General features: G+C 70.7%; 12 protein-coding genes and 1 pseudogene. 4 read left to right on the forward strand and 9 right to left on the reverse strand.

The window, feature by feature from the left end; all coding sequences use genetic code 11:
- Positions 1-20 precede the first annotated feature (20 nt).
- Both R2B67_RS23995 and R2B67_RS24000 read right to left on the reverse strand, forming a co-directional pair.
- On the reverse strand, positions 21-662 hold the full coding sequence (locus tag R2B67_RS23995) for a GNAT family N-acetyltransferase (RefSeq protein WP_317820947.1): 642 nt from the start codon (positions 660-662) through the stop codon (positions 21-23).
- Positions 659-2,125 (reverse strand): MFS transporter, encoded by a 1,467-nt coding sequence (locus tag R2B67_RS24000; protein ID WP_317824948.1) that lies wholly within the window; start codon positions 2,123-2,125, stop codon positions 659-661. The genes R2B67_RS23995 and R2B67_RS24000 overlap by 4 nt, the downstream gene beginning before the upstream one ends.
- Before the next feature lie 223 nt (positions 2,126-2,348).
- Here R2B67_RS24000 and R2B67_RS24005 point away from each other — a divergent pair, with 223 nt between their 5' ends.
- The 3 genes from R2B67_RS24005 to R2B67_RS24015 all read left to right on the forward strand — a co-directional run bounded on the left by R2B67_RS24005 (position 2,349) and on the right by R2B67_RS24015 (position 8,259).
- Positions 2,349-2,804, forward strand: coding sequence for a winged helix-turn-helix transcriptional regulator (locus R2B67_RS24005; RefSeq protein WP_317820949.1), 456 nt, complete (start codon positions 2,349-2,351; stop codon positions 2,802-2,804).
- Between the two features lie 231 nt (positions 2,805-3,035).
- Complete coding sequence (locus R2B67_RS24010) at positions 3,036-7,400, forward strand: GH92 family glycosyl hydrolase (protein ID WP_317820950.1); 4,365 nt, start codon at positions 3,036-3,038, stop codon at positions 7,398-7,400.
- Between the two features lie 175 nt (positions 7,401-7,575).
- Positions 7,576-8,259 (forward strand): hypothetical protein, encoded by a 684-nt coding sequence (locus R2B67_RS24015; RefSeq protein WP_317820953.1) that lies wholly within the window; start codon positions 7,576-7,578, stop codon positions 8,257-8,259.
- Here the strand turns inward: R2B67_RS24015 and R2B67_RS24020 are convergent.
- The 7 genes and pseudogenes from R2B67_RS24020 to R2B67_RS24050 all read right to left on the reverse strand — a co-directional run bounded on the left by R2B67_RS24020 (position 8,246) and on the right by R2B67_RS24050 (position 17,176).
- A complete protein-coding gene (locus R2B67_RS24020; RefSeq protein WP_317820954.1) occupies positions 8,246-9,649 on the reverse strand; it encodes an eCIS core domain-containing protein in 1,404 nt (467 codons plus the stop codon). The two genes, R2B67_RS24015 and R2B67_RS24020, sit on opposite strands and share 14 nt — an antisense overlap.
- 126 nt (positions 9,650-9,775) lie before the next feature.
- A pseudogene (locus R2B67_RS36065) lies at positions 9,776-9,910 on the reverse strand (YdcF family protein); the annotation flags it as partial.
- A gap of 46 nt (positions 9,911-9,956) precedes the next feature.
- Complete coding sequence (locus tag R2B67_RS24030) at positions 9,957-11,225, reverse strand: M48 family metallopeptidase (RefSeq protein WP_317820957.1); 1,269 nt, start codon at positions 11,223-11,225, stop codon at positions 9,957-9,959.
- A 231-nt stretch (positions 11,226-11,456) separates the two neighbouring features.
- Entirely contained in the window at positions 11,457-12,623 is a 1,167-nt protein-coding gene (locus tag R2B67_RS24035) for an acyl-CoA dehydrogenase family protein (RefSeq protein WP_109977825.1), read from the reverse strand.
- 8 nt (positions 12,624-12,631) lie between these two features.
- Positions 12,632-13,603: a hydroxymethylglutaryl-CoA lyase gene (locus R2B67_RS24040; protein WP_317820959.1), complete on the reverse strand. Its 972-nt coding sequence runs from the start codon at positions 13,601-13,603 to the stop codon at positions 12,632-12,634.
- Complete coding sequence (locus tag R2B67_RS24045) at positions 13,600-15,546, reverse strand: acetyl-CoA carboxylase biotin carboxylase subunit (RefSeq protein WP_317820960.1); 1,947 nt, start codon at positions 15,544-15,546, stop codon at positions 13,600-13,602. Before R2B67_RS24045 ends, R2B67_RS24040 begins: the two co-directional genes overlap by 4 nt.
- A gap of 7 nt (positions 15,547-15,553) precedes the next feature.
- Complete coding sequence (locus R2B67_RS24050; RefSeq protein WP_317820962.1) at positions 15,554-17,176, reverse strand: carboxyl transferase domain-containing protein; 1,623 nt, start codon at positions 17,174-17,176, stop codon at positions 15,554-15,556.
- 121 nt (positions 17,177-17,297) lie between these two features.
- Here R2B67_RS24050 and R2B67_RS24055 point away from each other — a divergent pair, with 121 nt between their 5' ends.
- Complete coding sequence (locus R2B67_RS24055) at positions 17,298-17,921, forward strand: SACE_7040 family transcriptional regulator (protein WP_237325999.1); 624 nt, start codon at positions 17,298-17,300, stop codon at positions 17,919-17,921.
- The last annotated feature ends 9 nt before the right edge of the window (positions 17,922-17,930 follow it).

Below are 17,930 nucleotides of genomic sequence, written 5' to 3' on the forward strand. Positions count from 1 at the left end.
CTGAGGGTCCCGATACGGGGCTAGACCCCGAAGTCGGCCCGGCAGGCGTCGAGTCCCTCCACGGTGACGTCCACGCTCCGGTGCTTCTCCCACCCGGCCCGGTCCAGCCGCACCCGCCGCAAGGTGACGGCCTCCCCGCGGATCACCTCGATCTGGAGGCCGTCGGGCTCGTACCCGAGCCGCCGCGAGACGCCGAGCGAGCCGGCGTTGTCCGTCCTGGCGTCCGATACGGCGTACCGGGCGCCGAGCCCCTCGAAGGCCAGGTGGAGGGCGGCGGCCCGCATCTCCGTGCCGATGCCCTGCCCCTGATGGGGGAGGCCGAGCCACGACCCGGTCATCACCTCACGCCGTACGCCGAACTCCCGGCCCATCACGTCCTGCCGCCCCACGACCTCGCCCCCGTGGAGGACGGATAGGGAGAGGTGCCAGTCCTGGGCCGTCCACCCGGCGATCGTGCCCAGGACGTGCTGGTAGGTGGCCCGGCCGACCTCGTCGGGCTCGCCGTCGGTCCACGGCACGATGAACGGCATCCGGTCCGGGGCGTGCACTCCGTCGGCGCCGACCGAGGCCAGCTCGTCGAGGAGCGCCTCGTCGGGCAGGCGCAGTTCGAGGCGGGGGGTACGGATCCGGAGGCCGTGGAGGGGCCAGTGTCGGTGGCTCATGCAGGGACTTTGCCGGACGGCAGGTCGGCTTGTCGAACGGATTCCGGGGCGGGGGCGGAGGTGCCGTCGGACGAGGGTCCGGACGGAGAGCCGGACGGGGACCCGGACCGTCCCCGCAGGCCGAAGGCGCTGACGGCGGTCGCGATCAGGGCGGCGGCGAGCGGGACGAGGAGCGCCGCCCGGTAGCCGTCGAGCAGAGCCCCCGCCGAAGTGCCGTCCGTCGCCGCGATGTTGACGGCGGCGACCGAGGACAGGCCGAGCGCGGCACCGAACTGGAAGGAGGTGTAGAGCAGCCCGCCCGCGACGCCCTGCTCCTCCTCCGCGATGCCGTCGGTGGCCGTGATCGTCAGCGGACCGTACGCCAGGGAGAAGGACACACCGATCATGACCAGGCTCGGGAGCATCGCGAGATAGGTCCAGTCCGCGGTGAGCGGCAGGAACAGCGCGTACGCCAGGGAGGCGAGGAGCAGCCCGCCGAAGATGACGCGCGCGTTGCCGAACCGGGCCACCAGCTTCGGGGTGAGGAGCGGGGACAGGACCGCGTCCACGCCGATGACGATCAGGGCGAAGCTCGTCTGGAGGGACGACCAGCCCCGCAGCTCCTGGAGATAGAGCACGGCGATGAACTGGAACCCGAAGAAGCCCGCGGCGAAGAGCAGCCCCGACACATTGGCGCGGACCAGCGACCCGCTGCGGAAGAGGCCCAGGCGCACCAGCGGCGAGGCCGAGCGGCGCTCGATGAGGACGAACGCGAGGAAGAGGAGGAGCGCGGTGCCGATCGTGCCGGTCGTCCAGGCGGCCGAGGCGTGCGTGACCCGCTCGACGCCGAAGACGAGAAGCAGGATGCCTGCGGTGACGGTGACCGCTCCGGCCAGGTCGACGCCCCGCCCGGTGCGGTCCGGGCGCGGAGACTTCGGGACGAGCCGCAGCGCGGCGACCAGGATGAGCGAGGAGAGAATGACCGGGGCGAAGAACACCCAGCGCCAGTCGATAGCGGAGAGCAGGCCACCGACGACCAGGCCGATGGAGAAGCCGCCCGCCGCGGTGCCGGAGTAGACGAGCAGGGCCTTGTTGCGCTGCGGCCCCTCCGGAAAGCCGGTGGTGATGATGGACAGGCCGGCCGGGGTCATGAAGGCGGCGGAGACCCCCGTCACGAACCGGGCGAGGATCAGCATCCACCCTTCGGTGGCCAGTCCGCCGAGACCGGAGAAGAGCAGGAAGACCACGAGCCAGCCGATGAACATCCGCCGGCGCCCGAACAGGTCGGCCGCCCGGCCGCCCAGCAGCATGAAGCCGCCGTAGCCGAGGACGTACGCGCTCATCACCCACTGGAGGGTGCCGGTGGAGAGCCCGAGGTCGGCGCGGATCGCGGGCATGGCCACGTTCAGCATGGCCACGTCGATGCCTTCGAGGAAGATCGCACCGCAGAGCACGAACAGCACGCCCCACGCGCGCCCGGTCATCCGGACGGAGGTGCTACTGCTCGACAGAGGTGGTGATGTGGACACGGGACTTCTCCTGGGGGAGGGATGCGGAAGCGGGCATGACGAACCGCCGCAACAGCGGTCCGTAGAAGGGAATGCGAGGGCGGCCGACCCTCAACACGCGCGAGAGGAACAAGAGTTACCGAAGTGCCGGTCGGTTCTCTCTTGTAACCACTCGAAGCATGCGGCACGCTGGGGAACCATGGAAGAAGGCACTTTGAAGTCACCGAGTAACTGCGGCCATACCGGCGTTGAGCAGGACTTCGACATCAGTAACTGGGATGTCCGCGAGGGCTGCGAGGTGCGGCAGATCCTCGACCGCGTCGCGGACAAGTGGTCGCTGCTCGCCATAGCGCACCTGGAGCGCCGGACGCTGCGCTTCTCCGAGCTGCGCCGGCTGATCGACGGCATCAGCCAGCGCATGCTGACGGTGACCCTGCGCCAGCTCGAACGCGACGGCCTGGTGCGGCGCACGGTCTACCCGGTCGTCCCGCCGCGCGTGGAGTACGCGCTCACGCCGATGGGCGCGACCCTGCACACGACGATCCGGTCCCTGGTCGACTGGACCGAGGGCCACCAGCAGGAGATCGCCCGGGCGCGAGCGGAGTACGACAGCCGCCAGAGCGAGGAGGAGGCGGAGGCCGCCAACTCCGGGTGACGTCTGCGGGACGGGCGTTGTTGGCCAGGTCTTCCCATCGGGGCCCTCTGCGGGAAAACTGTGCCGAGCACTGTGGTGCCCGCGCCCGAACGGGGGTTGGACAACGTTGTCAGGCGTTGGGTTCGACCCCTGCCCCGGGCCGGCGATCCACGCCATCTCGCCCCGTCCTGCCTGCCTTCCACGCCTTCCCCGCCTTCCACGCCTTCCACGTCTTCCCCGAGAGGACCGCCCATGCGGGAACCCACCGCCCCCGCCTCCGCCGGACGCCCGGCGCCGCGCAGCAGACGGTCCCGGCTGCGTGCCGTGGCCCTGGCCGCGCTCACGTCCGGCGCGCTGGTCGCCGGCCTGACCCCGGCCACGGCTGCCGCCACCGCCACCGCCACCGCCGCCGATGTCACCCCGCGCGCCTCCGCCATCAGCGCGTACGACGCCGTCGACCCGTTCATCGGCACCCAGCTGGACCCGACCCAGAACAAGGGCAACAGCGCCTACGGCAACACCTGGCCGGGCGCCACGACCCCGTTCGGCATGGTCCAGTCGAGCCCGACGACGTACCGCTCCTCGGACGGTGACCAGAAGGGCGGCTACGAGTACAGCGCCGACAAGATCCGTGGCTTCGGGATGACCCGGCTCTCCGGCACCGGCTGCGAGGGCCGGTTCAGCGCCTTCGACTTCCCGGTCCTCTCGTACACCGGACCGCTCGACGGGGGCGCGCTGCCGACCAGCCCCGGCACGAAGATCGACCCGTACTACCTGGACTTCGACCACCGCGACGAGACGGCCGCGCCCGGTCACTACACGGTCGGCCTCGGCAACGGGGTGGAGACCGAGCTGACCGCGACCACCCGGACCGCCGTCAACCGGTACGAGTTCCCCGCACGCAAGGACTCCTCGACGCTGATCCTGGACGTGGCGGGCTCCAACAACCGCGTCTTCGACAGCGAGGTCACCGTCGAGGGCCGCACGGTCAGCGGCTGGGTCGAGACGGCGTCGGTGTGCGACGAGGGCGGCCGGTACCGCGCCTACTTCTCCTCGACCTTCGACCGCGCGTTCACTTCGTACGGCACCTGGCAGGGCGGCCAGATCACCCCGGGCGCGGCGACCGCGCGCGGGGGTGCGGCCAAGCACGGTTCGGGGGCGTATCTGGTCTTCCCGAAGGGCGCGACGGTCACCGCGCGGACCGGCCTCAGCTACGTGAGCGTGGCGAACGCGGCCCGCAACGCGGAGGAGGAGACCGGCGGCCGGAGCTTCGACCAGGTGCGCAAGGCGACGGCGAAGGTCTGGAAGGACACGCTGGGCACGGTCGGCGCCACCGGAGGGACGAAGTCGGAGCGGGTGAAGTTCTACACGGCGCTTTACCACTCCCTCCTCCACCCCAACATCGCCGATGACGTGAACGGCCAGTACCCGGGCCACGACGGCAAGGTCCGTAAGGTCTCTGCCGGGCGGCACCACTACGTCACGTACGCGGGCTGGGACATGTACCGGGGCCAGGCGCAGCTCATCGCGCTGCTCCTCCCGAAGGTCGGCGACGACATCAACCAGTCGCTGGTGGACCTGGTGAAGCAGACGGGCGCGTGGCCCAACTGGCCGCATCTGAACCAGTCGCAGCAGAAGATGAGCGGGGACTCGCTCCAGGTGGTGCTGTCGTCGATCGACGCGTTCGGCAGCGTCAACTACGACCGCAAGGCGGCGCTGGCGTCGATGCGGAAGACGCAGTCGCTCCCCGCCGACACGACCAAGCGGGCGCACGCGCAGCAGTATTTCAGCGCCGGTTTCATCGACAACGGCAAGGGCGACTCGGCCACCTCCAAGACCCTTGAGTACGCGATCGACGACTTCGCCATCGCCCAACTGGCAAGCAGGCTGGGCGAGAAGGCCACCCACGACCAGTTCATGGTGCGGGCGCAGAACTGGCAGAACCTGCTGGACCCGGAGACGGACCGCATCCGCCCGCGTGGCCGCAACGGCTTCGACCGCTCCTTCAACCTCGGTGAGCGGGGCAACCAGTTCGAGCAGGCGACGGGCTACCAGTACGGCTGGATGGTCCCGCAGAACATCGGCACGCTGATCGAGAAGCGAGGCGGCGTCGAGCCGGTGACCCGCGACCTCGACGAGCACACCAAGGCGCTGGACGCGGGCGTCTACAACACCACGGGCGCCTACCTCTCCAACCAGCCGAGCTTCTCGATGCCGTACGTCTACAACTGGCTTCGGCAGCCGCACCGTACGTCGGAAGTGCTGCGCCGGGCGACGGACGAGATGTACGGCACGACCCCCTCGGGCCTGCCGGGCAACGACGACCTGGGCTCGCTGAGCGCCTGGTACGTGTGGGCGAACCTGGGGATGAACCCCACGGTCTACGGCACGGCGAACCTGGTGCTCAGCTCGCCGATGTTCGATCGGATCACCATCGACAGCGCGGACAGCGACCGCCGGATCACGATCAAGGCGGACGGCGCGGCGTCGGACAAGCCGTACGTGACGGGGCTGAAGGTCAACGGCCGCGCCACGTCGAAGTCTTGGCTGGACGAGGACTTCGCGCGGGCGGGCGGCGTGCTGACGTACACGATGGGCGAGGCGCCGGGAACCTGGGGCACGGGTGCGGCCGACGTGCCGCCGTCGTACACGGAGGGCTCCGGCGCCCGCAACAACATCGGCTCGACCCCGGACGGCCAGGGCAGGCTGGGCTCGCTCGACCTCAGCGACAACTCCCTCTCCCGCGAGAAGCTGGCGGCGGCGGGCGCGGCACCGGGCGCGAAGCTGCCGCTCGGCGACACGGGTGTGACCTTCACCTGGCCGAAGGCGAAGCAGGGGCAGCCGGACAACTGGATCCCGCACGGCCAGCGCGTGAACCTCGCCGGCGGGAGCGGCAAGGGCGTCAAGGCGACGGGCATCTCCTTCCTCGGCCTGGCGACGAACGGTCCTTCGCAGGGCTTGGCGAGCGTGGAGTACGAGGACGGCTCGACGCAGAACGTGGCGGTGCAGTTCACCGACTGGACGCCCGGCACCAACTACCTCTACGGCAACGCCCCGTTGGTGGCCACGGAGGGCCGCAACAAGGTGAACGGCACGTCGGACACGACGCGCACGGTGGTCTTCGGCACGGTCCCGCAGGTGCTGGACGGCAAGAAGCGGGTGAAGTCGGTGGTCCTGCCGCAGGGCACGGACCGTGGCATCATGCACATCTTCGACGTGGCCCTGACGACCAACCCGGACCTGGAGGCGCCGGGCGTCACCCCGGAGCGCATCGTCCTCACGCCGACCGCCACACCCGCCACCTCCCAGGCGGTGACTTGGCGGACGGGCAGCGGCACGACACAGGGCGAGGCGCAGTTCCGTCCGGAGGGCTCCAACTCGGCCTGGCGGAAGGCGAAGGCGACGACGAACGAGGAGCTCCTGAGCAGCGGCGTTCCGACGCGCACGCACTCGGCGGTGATGGAGGGCCTGAAGCCGGGGACGGCGTACGAGTACCGGGTGGGCACGGGCGGCAAGCTGAGCGAGCGGTACGTGTTCACCTCGGCCGGCAAACCGGGTGACGAGTTCACGTTCCTCTACTTCGGCGACGCCCAGAACGACCTGAAGGCGAAGTGGGCCCCGGTCGTCGACCAGGCGTACAAGCGCTTCCCGAAGGCCATCGGCAGCGTCAACGCGGGTGACCTGGTGGACTCGGGCGGCAACGCGGGCCAGTGGGACGAGTGGTTCGGCGCGATGAACGGCCGCAGCCAGACGACGAACGTGATCGCGGCGCCGGGCAACCACGAGTACAACGCGGACCTGTTCCTGAAGACGTGGAAGTCCACGTTCGCGTACCCGGCCAACGGCCCGACGCCCGCCCCGGCGAAGGACGACACCTCGGCCGAACGCCAACGGGCGGCGTACGAAACGCACATGGCGAAGTCCCTGGCGGAGACGGCGTACTACACGGACTACCAGAACGTCCGCTTCATCACCCTCAACGCGAGCACGCACGACGCGCGCGAGCTGATGACCCCGCCCGACCTGCCGCCCTGCTCGACCGGTTGCCCGGACCCGCAGAAGCTCTGGCTGGACCTCCAGGCCCGCTGGCTCGACCAGATCCTCGCGGACAACCCCAACAAGTGGTCGGTGGCCACCTTCCACCAGCCGGTCTTCTCGGCAGCGGTCGGCCGCGACGAGAAGCCGATCCGCGACGCGTGGCTCCCGGTCTTCCAGCGCAACGACATCGACCTGGTCCTGATGGGCCACGACCACGTGTACGCCCGTGGCTACGTGAACGCCGACGCGACGGACACGCCGGGCGTGACGACCGGCACGGTCTACGCGGTCGCGATGGCGGGCCCGAAGTACTACGAGCTCTCCCCGGCCGGTGACAACGTCTGGACCCGCAACGGCGCGACCCAGGTGGCCCGCGAGGCGCACACGTCGACGTTCCAGGGCATCACGGTCACCAAGGACACGATTCGCTACGAGGCGGTGGTGGCGGCCAAGTGGGACGACAAGTCGACGACGGACAAGGCGGTGGGGGAGACCCTGGACGCGTTCACGATCACGAAGAGCGACGACGGCGTGAAGTACGTGACGGAGGACGGGGTGGCGGTGCCGGGGACCCGGTAGGCCCTCGCCAGGGGTGCGCCTGCCGCCGGCGGGCGCACCCCTTCTCCCGGCCGCGGGGAAGCCGGCCCTGCGGGTTCGGCCGGCTCGTAACCCCGGTCCCCGGTCGGTGAATTGCCCGTGGGTGATGAGTACGCGTACTCAAGCGGGCCGCATCGGGCCGACGGAGACTCGGCGCATGACACATATCCGATGCTCTATCAGCGCGTTCACCTCCGGCCGACGCGTTCTCGCGGCTGTCGCTCTCGCCGCCGTCACCGCTCTGGCACTCACCGGCTGCGGAAGCGAGGTGAGTGGCGGCGGGCAACAGGGCGACCAGGGCGGGAACGCCGGCGCCGCGACGAGTTCCCAACGGCCCTCCGTCGAGCAGGCGAAGTTCACGGCGCTGTTCGACACGTTCGCGCAGGCGTGCCCTTCGCCCGGAGTGATCGCGCCGAGACCCACCGGCGGGAGCACTCCCGATGCGGAGGAGCCCGAGAGTCTCGCCCCCGGGGAAATGCCCCCGACCGACCCGATTGAGCCCGGCCCCCTCACCGGGCCTGCGGCGGAGTTGGACGACCGAGACTTGTGCGTCAGCGGCCACCACGAACAGCGCATCATCGAGGCACTGCAGAAGGTCGCGGAACCGACCCCCGCCAAGGTCCGCGCGACCTTGAACAGCCTCGGCTACGCCGACGAACGCATCCACCACCTCAAGCAGGACGGCAAGAACACCCGCTTCCACCTCGACCTGCGCGAGGACGGCGGCCGGCTCTGCGAGTCGGGCCTGGCGGCGGGCGCGGTATCGGATGTCGTCCCGTGCGTGGCCGTCGCCGAGGGACCGTTCACGATCACGATGGAGGAACGCGTTACGTCGCCGTAGGCGCCGCGAATTTTCCGGTGAAGTAGAGCCCCGCAAGGTTGGCTTTGATCGCTTCCTTGTAGCTCTTGGAAAACTTGTTGCCTGATTTCTCGCCGTAGCGGGCGGCGTTCTCCTCGCTGTCCAGTGCCGCCGTGATCTCCTGCAGCAGCCGCTTCTCGTTGTCGTTCGCCTGTTCAGCCACATGCTGCTGCATGAGGTCCCAGATCTTGGGGATGGGGGCCCAGCCGGCCGCCGTCATGTTGGCCCTGGTCTCCGTGGAGAGGGAGGAGTCGCCCCGTCCCGAATAGAAGAAGCGGGGCTTCGCCTGCTCGTCCTCCGCGTGGGTCAGGACATTCTCGTTGACGATGATGTTGTGATACTCGACCAGCGCCTTGCTGTTTCTCTGCTGGTTGATGTCGATGCCCCCCTCCTGCTGCTTCTGGTGGCCGAGCTCGTGCATGATCGTCTGCTTCTTCGTGTAGTCGCCCGTCACCTCATGGTTGACCAGAAGGATCCGGTGCTCTTCCATGTAGGCGCCCCCGCCGGCCGAGGAAACGATCTGCACGGCATCGTCGCCGGCCATGCCGGTCACCGTATTCACGTTCAAGGCCAAGGCCTCGGCGGTGAGGTTCACGCGGCTCTCCGCCGGATACTCGGAGAACGGAGTCGCCGCGGACATGCCCGCGGGCACCTCGACCACCATGGGCGCGCTCGCCAGCCCCAGCCGCTCCCTCCACCGGTCGATGTCCTCCGTCACCAGAGCGCGTTGGACCGCCCCTTCCCCGGCCGTCGCCGACTGCGGACCGGGGGCCGGCTCCGGGGCCCGCCCGGCGGACGGGACGGGCGCGGACATGACGCGGTTCGCGGTCGCCTCCGCCTCCCGCTCGAACCGGTCGGAGGGGTCGCTGACGCGCAGCCCGTCACCCCGGGCGGTCCCGGCGACCGGCCCCTGGCGCTGCTGGATGACGTGGGTGAGTTCGTGGGCCAGGGTGTGCTTGTCGGCGCCGCCGTCGCCGACGACGATGTTGCTGCCCGAGGTGTAGGCGCGGGCGCCGATCTCACCGGCCGAGCGCCGGGCGGTCGTGCCGGTGTGCAGACGTACATCGGAGAAGTCCGCGCCGAGGCGCGCCTCCATCTCCTGCCGCAGCGGCGCCGCCATCGGCTGACCCGAGCCGCGCAGGACGTCGTGGACGGCGGAGCGCTGTACGGGCGCGGATTCCTGCTGGTGGCCGCAGTCCGCGCCATGCTGGTGCCGCGCCTCCCCGATCAGGCGGCTGACGGCGGCGTTGCCGATGGCGCGCTGGAGGGCCGCGAGCGGGGCCCCGGACACGCCTCCCTGCGGCGCGGAGCCCGCACCCGTACGGCGGGCCTTCGCCGGCCCGGCAGTCCTGTCCGAGTCCTGAGCGCGCATCAAAGGCCTTTCTGTTCGGTGCGGTTGATCAAGGCTTCTCTCCTGCCTACCTCACCGGAACGCGTCCATGGAAGTGCCGAAAGGGCAGCACCGCCCGACCGTCCGGGCAGACTTGTGCGGGGACTCCGTGGCGTACGACCGCCGCTCCTCGTACGGCTTGCTGACCAGCAGTACGGAGTCCACATCCACCCCGGCCTCTTCGAGGAGGGCCCGCTCCCGGTAGTGCACAGCCTCGCCGCGCGGCATGCGCTCGCGGGTGGTGCGGCGGCAGCTCGGCGCCGACGCTGCCGGAGAGATCCCGAGACCGTCAACTGCTCAGAGGCACCCCGTCACGCAGCACCAAACGCTCCACTTCCTGCTTCGGCCGGCGAAGTTCGTCCTCGATGAGGGCTCGGTCGGACTCGTCGAGCGTGATCGTGGCGGAGTGCGGCAGCGCTGCGGTCAGACGTGCGATGCGCTGCGCGACGACATCGTGGGAGGCGGGGTCGGGCAGGCCGGCCCGAGGGGATGGTACGAGGGGCCGGGAAGTCTCTCGCTGGTCGCGTAGAGCTGCCGCGTGCCGGCCGATGTTCTCCCAGAGATCGTCCTGTGGCTCCCCGGAGGCGTTGGCCTTGACGAGCGTCCTCTTCTCAACGGCCAGCCGATGCATCTCCAGGTAGGTCGCGCGCGCCAGGTCACGGTCGCGCAGCGCGGCGAGAGCCGCCGGCGAGGAGGCCGTACGGGCCGCTGCGTCGTCCGCCTCGAACTGCGCACGCCTTACGGCCGGCCGCGTGCACCGCAGGAGCAGGCGGGACGTCGCGGCGGCTGTCACGCGCGGAATCCACAGGACCCATTCACTCCTCCGTGACCGGGCGTTGAAGCGCCGGGATGCCGCTGCGATCTCGCCCGCGTGCCGAGAATGGGCGTCCACGCTCGGCGTGGCGGCGGCAGCATCGCTTGGCCGCAGGGTGTGCGCCCCGGCTGTCACCGACCTGAGGGCCGAGCCGACGAACAGGCCGGACCGAAGATTGCGCGGACCACCCTCGCCGAACGCCTGCGTCACGGCGGCAATGCGCTGCTGAGGCGAGTAGGCGGACCAGAGCGGCAGGCCCAGGACGAGGCAGCGCCTGCGGCGGACTCCGTAAGAGGTGACGCGCATGTCGAATTCCGCCGTGAGCTGGACCGTGTCGACGCGCCGCACACCGGCGCTGTCCGCCGTGCGGTGCAGCAGTGCGAACAAGGCCGGTGCGTCGGCCTCCCGCAGTACGGGAAGGCCGGGGTCCAGCCGCCCGAGGCGTGGCCGCAGCGCCAGGGCGAGGCCCAGCGGAATCAGGCCCAGCAATGGCTGAATGAACGTGTCGAACCTGAGGACGATCATCATCAGGCTGCCGATGAACAGTCCCGCTGTCAGCAGATGGACTGCTCCCGCTACGGCGTAAGCGGCTGCTGTCGCGAATCTGTCGCTGACAGCGCTTTCGGGTCTGCCGAGATGGCCGGACTCCACGATTCCCCCCGGACGAAAGTCGATACGTCCCGAACGCACGCCGATCCGATCGGCGTCGTCGAGCGAGACAGGCTGTTCGGTGTTCCTACCCATCCACAGTGCGCCGACGCAACAGCAGGCGGCAGGCTCAGCCGCGTGACGGCGTCTGCTGGACGAAGCGGTGATGTCGATCCACTCCGACGAAGGAACCGCTCCCGCCCCGCTCGGCCGGAGGACGGTCGCCCGAGGAGGGATGATCCCCAGCTGACACCACCGCCCGGCCACCGTGAGCGTATCCACGGTGGCCGGGCGGCGGTCGCAGGGGCGGTCAGTCCATCCAAGGGGTCAGCCCGGCAGCCCCAACTCCCGCGCGATCAGCATCCGCTGGACCTCGCTCGTGCCCTCGCCGATCTCCAGGATCTTCGAGTCGCGCCACATCCGCGCCACCGGGTACTCGTTCATGAAGCCGTACCCGCCGTGGATCTGCGTCGCCTCACGGGCGTTGTCCACCGCGACCGTCGAGGAGTACAGCTTCGCGATCGCCGCCTCCTTCTTGAAGGGTTCGCCCGCCACCAGACGGGAGGCCGCGTCGCGCCAGCCCACGCGGGCCATGTGGGCGCGCATCTCCATGTCGGCGATCTTGAACTGGATCGCCTGGTTGGCGCCGATCGGCCTGCCGAAGGCGTGGCGTTCGGCCGCGTACTTCACCGACTCGTCCACGCAGCCCTGCGCCAGACCCGTCGCCAGGGCCGAGATCGCCACCCGGCCCTCGTCCAGGATCCGGAGGAACTGGGCGTAGCCCCGGCCCTGTTCGCCCAGGAGATTCGCCGCCGGGACGCGGACGTCCGTGAAGGACAGCTCGCGGGTGTCCGAGGCGTTCCAGCCGACCTTTGAGTACGGGGCCGCGACCGTGAAGCCGGGAGTGCCGGAGGGGACGATGATCGCGGAGATCAGCGGGCGGCCGTCCTCCTTGCGACCGGTCACCGCCGTCACCGTCACCAACTCGGTGATGTCCGTACCGGAGTTGGTGATGAAGCACTTCGAGCCGTTGATGACCCACTCATTCGTCGCCTCGTCCAGCACCGCCGTCGTCCGCGTGCCGCCCGCGTCCGACCCGCCGTCCGGCTCGGTCAGGCCGAACGCGCCCAGCGCCTCGCCCGCGCAGAGCTTCGGCAGCCACTGCCGCTTCTGCTCCTCCGTGCCGAACAGGTGCAGCGGCATCGCGCCCAGCGAGACCCCGGCCTCCAGGGTGATCGCCACCGACGAGTCGACCCGGGCCAGCTCCTCCAGGGCGATCCCGAGCGCGAGGTAGTCGCCGCCCATGCCGCCGTACTCCTCCGGGAACGGCAGCCCGAACAGGCCCATCCGGCCCATCTCGCGCACGATCTCGTACGGGAATTCATGGCGCTCGTAGAAGTCGCCGATCTTCGGCGCGACCACATCGTGCGCGAACGCCTCGACCGTGCGGCGCAGTTCCTCGTGCTCGGCGGTCAGCCGGTGGTCCAGGGACATGGGGTCACTCACTCCTTGTGGGAGGTGGAAGAAGGGGGAGGGGTCAGGGCGCGGACCGTGCGGGATGGGCTCGGCCGGCCCAGGTGTTCGGCCAGCCAGACGCTGGTGGCGGTCAGTTCGGCCAGGTTGACGCCGGTCTCGATGCCGAGTCCTTCGAGCATCCAGACCAGGTCCTCGGTGGCGAGATTGCCCGTGGCGCTCTTCGCGTACGGGCAGCCGCCCAGGCCGCCCGCCGAGGCGTCGACCGTGGTCACCCCGTGCTGGAGCGCGGCCAGGGTGTTGGACAGGGCCTGGCCGTACGTGTCGTGGAAGTGCACGCCGATCGACGGGGTCGGGACTCCGGAATCGTTCAGCGCTGACAGCAGCGCCGTCACGTGGCCCGGCGTCGCCACCCCGATCGTGTCACCCAGCGACAGCTCGTCGCAGCCCAGGTCCATCAGCGCCTTCGCGACCCTGACCACCTGCGCGATCTCCACCGCGCCTTCCCACGGGTCGCCGAAGCACATCGACAGATACCCGCGCACGTGGACCTTGTCGGCCTTGGCGCGGGCCACCACCGGCGCGAACATCGCCAGCGACTCGTCGACCGTACGGTTCAGATTGCGCGCCGCGAACGTCTCCGTCGCCGAGCCGAACACCGCGATAGACCGGGCCCCGAGCGCCAGCGCCCGGTCCAGTCCGCGTTCGTTCGGCACGAGGACGGGGAGCGAGACGTCGCCCACGTCCGCGATGTCCCCGAGGAGGGGGAACAGGGCTTCGGCGTCGGCAAGTTGGGGCACCCACTTCGGGTGCACGAAGCTCGTCGCCTCGATGGTCGTCAGACCCGCCACGGCCAGGCGGCGGATGAACTCCGCCTTCACCTCGGTCGGGACGGTCTCCTTCTCGTTCTGCAGGCCGTCCCGGGCCCCCACTTCGTGGATGCGGACCCGGGCCGGCAGACCAGGGGCCGGGATCTTCATGGGGAGTGGACGCGTGGTCATGAGTCCTCCCGGGGGGCCACGACCGCCAGGATCTGGTCCATCGCCACCGTCGCGCCCGCCGCGACGTCCAGCTCGGTGACCGTCCCCGCGTGCGGGGCCGAGATCACGTGCTCCATCTTCATCGCCTCCACCACGAGCAGGCTCTGTCCCGCCTCGACCTCGTCGCCCACGGCCACCTTCACCACCGTGACCGTGCCCGGCATCGGCGCCGCCAGCGTGTCCGCCCCGCTCCGGCCCGCCCCGCTCAGGGACGCCTCCACCGGGTCGTGGTCCTGGACGTGCCAGGTGTCGCCGTCCCGGCCGAGCCAGTCGCCGGAGCGGTGGAAGTGGCCCACCGCGCCGTCGAGTTCGACCGTGACCCGGTCGGCCGTGACCGTCGCGGAGACCGGAGCCTCGTACGTCACCGGGTCCGCGCCCGACACCCGCAGTGGGAACGCCAACGGCGCCCGCACACCACCCGTACGCCACCCGCTCGGCACCGAGAACGGGTCCGTCCAACCCCCCGCGTCCGGCCGGGGCGCCAGCGCCTCACGCCGCACGGCCGCAGCCGCCGCGTACACCTCGTCCGGAACCCCGTCCGGCACCAGGCCCTCCGCCTCGCGCTCCACCAGCCCCGTGTCCAGGTTGCCGGAGACCACGTCCGGGTGGGCCAGCAGGCGGCGCAGGAAGCCCGCGTTGGTCGGGACGCCCAGGATCACCGTGTCCGCGAGGGCCGCCCGCAGCTTGCGGATGGCGGTCGCGCGGTCGGGGCCGTACGCGATGACCTTCGACAGCATCGGGTCGTACAGGCTGCCCACCGGTACGCCCTCGCTGAGCCCCGAGTCCGTGCGCACCCCGCCGCCCTGCGGCTCGCGCAGCGCCAGCACCGTACCGCCGGAGGGCAGAAAGCCGCGGGACGGGTCCTCGGCGCAGACGCGGGCCTCGATCGCCCAGCCCTTCAGGCTGATGTCCGCTTGCCCGTACGGGAGTTGCTCGCCCGACGCCACCCGCAGCTGCCACTCCACCAGGTCCAGGCCGGTGATGAGCTCGGTGACCGGGTGCTCGACCTGGAGGCGGGTGTTCATCTCCATGAAGTAGTACGAGGACGGGTCGTTGCCCGGGACGATGAACTCCACCGTCCCCGCCCCGACATAGCCGCAGCTGCGCGCCGCCTGCACGGCCGCCTCGCCCATCGCCGCCCGGGTGGCCGCATCCAGCAGGACGCTCGGCGCCTCCTCGATGATCTTCTGGTGGCGGCGCTGGAGCGAGCACTCGCGCTCGCCGAGGTGGATCACGTTGCCGTGGGCGTCGGCCAGCACCTGGATCTCGATGTGGCGCGGGCGGTCGATCCACCGCTCGACGAGCAGCGTGTCGTCGCCGAAGGAGGCGCGGGCCTCCCGTCGCGCCGCCGCGATCTCCTCGCCCAGCACCGCCGCGTCCCGGACCAGGCGCATGCCCTTGCCGCCGCCGCCCGCAGAGGGCTTGAGGAGGACCGGGGTGCCGATCTCCCGTGCCGCCGACTCCAGTTGGGCGTCGGTCAGGCCGCTGCCGGAGGAGCCGGGAACCACCGGGACTCCGTACGCCGCGACCGTCTCCTTCGCCCGGATCTTGTCGCCCATGAGCGAGATCGCGGAGGCGGGCGGGCCGATGAAGACCAGCCCCGCGTCCGTACAGGCGGCGGCGAACTCGGCGTTCTCCGCCAGGAAGCCGTAGCCGGGGTGGACGGCCTGCGCGCCCGTGCGGCGGGCCGCCTCAAGCAGCGCCGGCACGTTCAAGTAGCTCTCGGCGGCGGGCGGCGGGCCGATCCGTACCGCCGTATCCGCCTCCCGTACATGCCGGGCGTCCGCGTCCGCGTCGCTGAAGACCGCGACCGAGCGCACCCCCAGCTCGCGCAGGGTCCGGATCACCCGGACGGCGATCTCGCCGCGGTTGGCGACCAGCACGGTGTCGAACATCGTCGTCATCTGTTCCTCACATCCGGAAGACGCCGAAGCCGGGACCGGCCGGGTCCTTCTGCGGCAGCGGGGCGTTGGCGCAGGCCGTGAGGGCGAGGCCCAGCACCTGGCGGGTGTCCACGGGGTCGATCACGCCGTCGTCCCAGAGCCGGGCGGAGGCGTAGTACGCGTTGCCCTGGGTCTCGTACTGGGCGCGGATCGGGGCCTTGAACGTTTCTTCGTCCTCGGCGCTCCAGTCGTCGCCGAGCTGGTCGCGCTTGACGGTGGCCAGCACGGAGGCCGCCTGCTCGCCGCCCATGACGGAGATCTTGGCGTTGGGCCACATCCACAGGAAGCGCGGCGAGTACGCCCGGCCGCACATCGAGTAGTTGCCCGCCCCGTACGAACCGCCGACGACGACCGTCAGCTTCGGCACGCGGGTGGTGGCGACGGCGGTGACCATCTTGGCGCCGTGCTTGGCGATACCGCCGTGCTCGTAGTCCTTGCCGACCATGAAGCCGGAGATGTTCTGGAGGAAGACGAGCGGGATGCCGCGCTGGTCGCACAGCTCGATGAAGTGGGCGCCCTTCTGGGCCGACTCGGCGAACAGGATCCCGTTGTTCGCGACGATCCCGACCGGGTGGCCGTGGATGCGGGCGAAGCCGGTGATCAGCGTCTGCCCGTACTCCGCCTTGAACTCCTGGAAGCGGGAGCCGTCCACCACTCGGGCGATGACCTCGCGTACGTCGTACGGCGTGCGGGAGTCCACCGGGACCGCCCCGTACAGCCCCGCCGGGTCCACCTTCGGCTCCTCGGCCGGCTCGACCGACCAGGGGAGCGGCGCCCGGTCCGGGAGGGTCGCGACGATGTTGCGGACGATGCGGAGAGCGTGCGCGTCGTCCTCCGCGAGGTGGTCGGTGACGCCGGAGATCCGGGAGTGGACCTCGCCGCCGCCCAGCTCCTCCGCCGTGACGACCTCACCGGTCGCGGCCTTCACCAGCGGCGGGCCGCCGAGGAAGATCGTGCCCTGGTTGCGCACGATGACGGCCTCGTCGCTCATCGCCGGGACGTACGCCCCGCCCGCCGTGCAGGAGCCCAGCACCGCCGCGATCTGCGGAATACCGGCCGCCGACATCCGGGCCTGGTTGTAGAAGATCCGCCCGAAGTGGTCCCGGTCGGGGAACACCTCGTCCTGCATCGGCAGGAACGCGCCGCCCGAGTCGACCAGGTAGAGGCAGGGGAGACGGTTCTCCAGGGCCACTTCCTGGGCGCGCAGGTGCTTCTTCACGGTCAGCGGGTAGTACGTGCCGCCCTTGACGGTCGCGTCATTGGCGACGATCACGCACTCGCGGCCGGAGACCCGCCCGATGCCCGCGATGACGCCGGCGGCGGGGGCCTGGTCCCCGTACATCCCGTTCGCCGCCAGGGGGGCCAGCTCCAGGAACGGCGAACCCGGGTCGAGGAGGGTGTCCACCCGGTCCCGGGGGAGCAGCTTGCCGCGCGCCTCATGGCGGGCCCGCGCCTTCTCACCCCCGCCCAGCCGTGCCGTGGCGAGCCGTGCCGCCAGCTCGTCGGCGAGCGCGTGATGCGCCGCCTCGTTGGCCTGCCAGGCCTCCGAGGCGGGATCGGCCGCGCTCGCCAGGACCGGTGCCTGCTGCATCGTGTCGAGCCCCCTTGCCCGTACCGCGATCATGTGCGTGATGTCCGTCTGCTGTTAATGAGCGTTAACGCGTTTCCCTCAGGTTAACGACCGCTAACGACCCTGTCTAGAATGAATCCTCATGAGCACCCATGCCGCCGCCCGCGTCGCGGCCCCCACCCGCCGCGAGCAGATCCTGCGGGAGGCCGCACGCCTCTTCGCCGAGCGCGGCTTCCACGGTGTCGGCGTCGACGAGATAGGCGCCGCGGTCGGTATCAGCGGCCCCGGCCTCTACCGCCATTTCCCCGGCAAGGACGCGATGCTCGCCGAACTGCTGGTCGGCATCAGCGAGCGGCTGCTGGACGGCGGCCGCCTGCGGGTGTCGGAGGACGCGTCGCGGGGCGACGGCTCCCCGGAGGCACTTTTGGACGCGCTCATCGAGGGCCACATCGACTTCGCCCTCGACGACCGCCCCCTCATCACCCTCCACGACCGCGAGCTGGACCGGCTGCGCGACACGGACCGCAAGCGGGTGCGGCGGCTCCAGCGCGAGTACGTCGAGGTCTGGGTGGGCGTCGTCCGCGCCCTCTACCCCGGCCTGCCCGAGAACGAGGCCCGCGTCACCGTGCACGCCGTCTTCGGCCTGCTGAACTCCACCCCGCACCTGGCCCGCCCGGAGGCCCGCCCCGGCCGCGAGGCCACCGCCGCGCTGCTGCACCGGCTGGCGCGCGGGGCGTTCGCGGCGGCGGCCGCACAGCCTGTCTGAGCAGGAGTT

Origin of the sequence: Streptomyces cyaneofuscatus (assembly GCF_033109485.1) — a bacterium.
In the GTDB taxonomy this organism is placed as follows: domain Bacteria; phylum Actinomycetota; class Actinomycetes; order Streptomycetales; family Streptomycetaceae; genus Streptomyces; species Streptomyces cyaneofuscatus.

Coding starts and splice junctions, on each gene's coding strand:
- R2B67_RS24035 (WP_109977825.1), bottom strand. CDS start 12,623: ATGTCCCTGGACCACCGGCTGACCGCCGAGCACGAGGAACTGCGCCGC.
- R2B67_RS24010 (WP_317820950.1), top strand. CDS start 3,036: ATGCGGGAACCCACCGCCCCCGCCTCCGCCGGACGCCCGGCGCCGCGC.
- R2B67_RS23995 (WP_317820947.1), bottom strand. CDS start 662: ATGAGCCACCGACACTGGCCCCTCCACGGCCTCCGGATCCGTACCCCC.
- R2B67_RS24055 (WP_237325999.1), top strand. CDS start 17,298: ATGAGCACCCATGCCGCCGCCCGCGTCGCGGCCCCCACCCGCCGCGAG.
- R2B67_RS24005 (WP_317820949.1), top strand. CDS start 2,349: ATGGAAGAAGGCACTTTGAAGTCACCGAGTAACTGCGGCCATACCGGC.
- R2B67_RS24030 (WP_317820957.1), bottom strand. CDS start 11,225: ATGGGTAGGAACACCGAACAGCCTGTCTCGCTCGACGACGCCGATCGG.
- R2B67_RS24050 (WP_317820962.1), bottom strand. CDS start 17,176: ATGCAGCAGGCACCGGTCCTGGCGAGCGCGGCCGATCCCGCCTCGGAG.
- R2B67_RS24040 (WP_317820959.1), bottom strand. CDS start 13,603: ATGACCACGCGTCCACTCCCCATGAAGATCCCGGCCCCTGGTCTGCCG.
- R2B67_RS24000 (WP_317824948.1), bottom strand. CDS start 2,125: ATGACCGGGCGCGCGTGGGGCGTGCTGTTCGTGCTCTGCGGTGCGATC.
- R2B67_RS24020 (WP_317820954.1), bottom strand. CDS start 9,649: ATGCGCGCTCAGGACTCGGACAGGACTGCCGGGCCGGCGAAGGCCCGC.
- R2B67_RS24015 (WP_317820953.1), top strand. CDS start 7,576: ATGACACATATCCGATGCTCTATCAGCGCGTTCACCTCCGGCCGACGC.
- R2B67_RS24045 (WP_317820960.1), bottom strand. CDS start 15,546: ATGACGACGATGTTCGACACCGTGCTGGTCGCCAACCGCGGCGAGATC.